Consider the following 845-nt stretch of genomic DNA (forward strand, 5'->3'; position numbering starts at 1 on the left):
AGGGGCTGATGCGATCTCCGGACCGGTAGCTCTCGCTGTAATTGATCAGGCTGGTACTGTTGGAAGGCTTGATCAGCCTCGTCACCCCAATCTCCAGCATAGCTCACTGTCACGCGGCCAACGTGCCTCCGTAGCTAACATCTACGTCAGCGTTGAAGAAGTACCCTGCGCCACGGGATGTTTTGACCAGGCGAGGGTTGGCCGCATCAGCCTCCAGCTTTCGGCGCAAGCGCATGATTAGGACATCGATACTTCGATCGTACACCTCTTCTCCACGCACACGGCTCGCGAGCAAAAGCCGTTCTCTGGATAGCACGTTGCGGGGGTTCTCCAGAAATGCGATCAAGAGATTGAACTCACATGCGGTAAGCTTGACCTCGCCACGCTCCGCACAGATCAGTCGCCGCTGCTTCACGCTGAGCTTCCAGGCCCCAAAGCGAAATGAGCGCTGCTCTCTGGTTCGCGGACTAGAAATGCGCTGGCGTAGCGCTACTCGAATGCGGGCCAGGAATTCGCGCATCCCGAAAGGCTTGGGAATGAAATCGGTTGCGCCGAGCTCCAGTGCAACCACTTTTTCCGCCTCATCAAGCCGGTCGCCGCTGATCACTATGATAGGAACATCCGATTTTGTCGCCAGATTGCGGACGATCGCAAGTCCATCCTCCCGGCCTAGGTTAAGGTCAACAACCACGAGATCGACTGGCTCACGTGAAAGAACATAGTCAAACTGCTTGCTATCGTGGACTGCGGTTACCTTCAGGGCATGCATCGTGAGATACTCGGCGATGAGGCGCCGCATTGCGGCATCATCGTCAATGACAAGAACATGTTTCAACGGCACACCT

General features: G+C 56.0%; 1 protein-coding gene. It reads right to left on the bottom strand.

Annotated features, from left to right (window positions below; translation table 11 throughout):
• Positions 1-109: 109 nt before the first annotated feature.
• On the bottom strand, positions 110-835 hold the full coding sequence (virG, locus tag NKH38_RS33255; protein ID WP_023685159.1) for a two-component system response regulator VirG: 726 nt from the start codon (positions 833-835) through the stop codon (positions 110-112).
• Positions 836-845: the final 10 nt, after the last annotated feature.

It is taken from the genome of Mesorhizobium sp. M1078 (assembly GCF_040318615.1).
GTDB lineage: Bacteria > Pseudomonadota > Alphaproteobacteria > Rhizobiales > Rhizobiaceae > Mesorhizobium.